This is a genomic window from Bowdeniella nasicola (assembly GCF_001907295.1).
Classification (GTDB): domain Bacteria; phylum Actinomycetota; class Actinomycetes; order Actinomycetales; family Actinomycetaceae; genus Bowdeniella; species Bowdeniella nasicola.
Genome location: NZ_MQVR01000136.1, coordinates 1 through 2,538, shown reverse-complemented (window position 1 = coordinate 2,538; position 2,538 = coordinate 1). Strand labels below are relative to the sequence as shown.

Sequence of the window (2,538 nt, the reverse complement as noted above, 5' to 3'; positions counted from 1 at the left end):
AAACCTTCATCTTCGGAGGGCCTCGACCCCTTCAACCAGCCGCCACGCCGCAAACCCGAACAACGCTACCTACACCCTGGATTGTGAAGAGCCGGCTAAGCGCACCATTTCAACCATCTCGGATGCCGCGACTACCCAGCCCGTTGAGCAGACTCCGCAGGACAGTCCGCGCCTGGACTTCCCGCAGCATCAGCTCACGGACCGTAGCTACACCTTCACCGTCACGCCGCTGGGCAACAACCGCTACCGCGCCGCCCTCGACTTCGGGGACAAGGCTGTGCGCGCCTACATGACGGGCGGCATCTTTGATCCCGAAGACGATGAGTACCCGTGGGAGGGCCTCGACACCATGGTCGGCAACGGCCACGGTGAAAAGGTTATCGAGCAGGTCTTCGCCTCCGAAGGCCAGTACATCCGCGTCGATATCAAGCCGCACTCCACGATGGACTTTGACGGCTTCTCCTTCCGACTGCCCAAGGAATTGCCGCTGACCGAGCCACTGGCTGTGACCGGTGAGATCCCAACGGGCGGTGCAACTCCCGAACCGACCACCGAACCGACGGCCGAACCCACGATGCCGACCCCGACGCCCACCGATGACACGCCCGCCTGGCAGACGTGCCTGGGTGACCGTGTTGACCTGAGCTCCGGGCACGTCGACCTCTCCGCCACGCTAAAGGATGGCAAGCTCAGCTCTCACCTGCGGGACGACACAGCATTGGTAGACAAGGAATCCGTCGACCGCGATATTTCGACGGTAGCCCTCGTTGCCACAGATGCGGTGCGCTACTCGCGGCCTCGCGAGCTTGCCGGCGCCGAGTACGACTTCCTCGGTGAGGTCGGCGGCCAGGTTTACCTGCTGCCGGCGGAACAGAAGAAGGGCGTCATCTGGCCGGGCTGGAACACCCAGACTATTCTGCGCTCCAGGGTCCCGTCACGCTCGAGCTTTCTAAAGTTTCTGGCCCCGGTGAGTTACGAATTGCCACGCCCGGCGCTCCAGGTGAGCCGCCCAAGCTTCAGCTCGATACCGGCAAGCAGGACACCACGATTGAAGTGGACTGTGCGACGCACGTGCATGCGGCTTGGGTCTTCACCGAGACGGGCGTCTACGAGTTCGATGTCGCCTTCACCGCCAAGAGCAAGGATGGTAGTGACCTGTCGAGCCCGAAGCGCATCTTGAAAGTGGTCGTGGGCGACAAGACGAGTTGCGAAGCGACGCCGAGCCCGAGCGAGCCTACTGAGGAACCGACCTCCAGCGGTCCCGCGCCGAGCGATCCGGCCGCCCCAAGCGATCCGGCCGCGCCGAGCGCAGTGCCCAGTGCTAAGCCCGCGCCGACGCTTCCGATCACCGGGGCGAGCGCACCTGCTGGCCTGATCCTTGCGCTGCTGGTCGCCGGGGGAGCGACGCTCCTGGTACGCCGGAGGATCGCACTCACCTCCTAAGCGCACGCGACCCGGGTGTTGGGGCCTTGATGAGTCCCCAACACCCGGGTTTGGTGTTTGTGTGGGCTTAGTGATGCGCAGCTAGCGATGATTCGGCGGGTGTTCCAGATCTGAACCGCGGATGCAGGTGGACGAAGATCGACACGACAGCCATGAACGTCAATGTCAACACGAACGGCAGGTCGGGGTGTAGGCCATAGAGGCTAGTCGAAAGGACGGGGGCGATGGCATAGGTAATGCCGTTGTTCGCGTTGATCAAGCCTGCCAGGCTCCCTTGCTCATCACTGTCGAGGTAGAGGGTCGGACCGGCCGTATATCCCGGCATGGCCATGCCGACGCCGACTCCCACGAACAGGCAACTCAACACCAGCGTTGTCCACGTGTGCGGAACCAGGAGGAGATAGCCGACTGCCGCTAGGGGCAGTCCCACCCGCAGCAGGGTGTTTGCCTCCCAACCCAGGCGGCGTACCCCCCAGGCCTGGGTGATTGCCATCGTCACCGACATGATCAGCATGAGGATGGCTGACACTGCAGCGGTAGCCGTTGCATCCAACCCAAATCGATCTTGCACAGCAAAACCCAGAACGGTCTGGATTGAGGCAAAGCTCAAGAACAGCGCGAACCCCGTGATTAAGTAGGGCAACACGTTCGGATTTCGGTAGGAGATCGAACGAGGCTGCTCCACCAAAAAGGTAGGGTCTTGCGGGCGGAAGTAAATGGCCAAAACAATGGCACTCGCCAACACCGCGAAGGGCATGACGCTGATCGGTAAGAGTAGGCCGCCCAGCGCGGCTAGGCTCCCGCCGAGGATTGCCCCGACGATAGCTGAGAGTCCCTGAACGGCTCCGAGGGCTCCGACAGCCTTCACCCGATCATCCTCCGTGGGACTGCGGGAGATGAGGTAGGCCTGCGCTGTCGGGAAGACGGCGGCGATTGCGCCACCGTAGGCGAGTCCGCGAGTGATCATCACGCCGGCAACCAGACCGGGCCCGACGAGTACGCCTCGGGTCAAGTCCCTTGTAGTGGTGTAACGGCGTTTTCCTCTCGTTTGGGGTTTTAGCTTGCTAGTGCGGGCGTGTCGGTATCGGTCATGGT

At 62.6% G+C, this 2,538-nt stretch carries 2 protein-coding genes and 1 pseudogene; 2 read left to right on the top strand and 1 reads right to left on the bottom strand.

The features are described 5' to 3' along the window. Positions 1-289 precede the first annotated feature (289 nt). Positions 290-1,134: pseudogene (locus BSZ39_RS13985) on the top strand (choice-of-anchor M domain-containing protein); the annotation flags it as partial. 54 nt (positions 1,135-1,188) lie between these two features. Then, entirely contained in the window at positions 1,189-1,443 is a 255-nt protein-coding gene (locus tag BSZ39_RS12560; RefSeq protein WP_187343249.1) for an LPXTG cell wall anchor domain-containing protein, read from the top strand. 67 nt (positions 1,444-1,510) lie between these two features. On the opposite strand, the gene BSZ39_RS12555 is transcribed toward BSZ39_RS12560, so the two are convergent. Beyond that, positions 1,511-2,410: an MFS transporter gene (locus tag BSZ39_RS12555; protein WP_245792526.1), complete on the bottom strand. Its 900-nt coding sequence runs from the start codon at positions 2,408-2,410 to the stop codon at positions 1,511-1,513. Positions 2,411-2,538 lie beyond the last annotated feature (128 nt).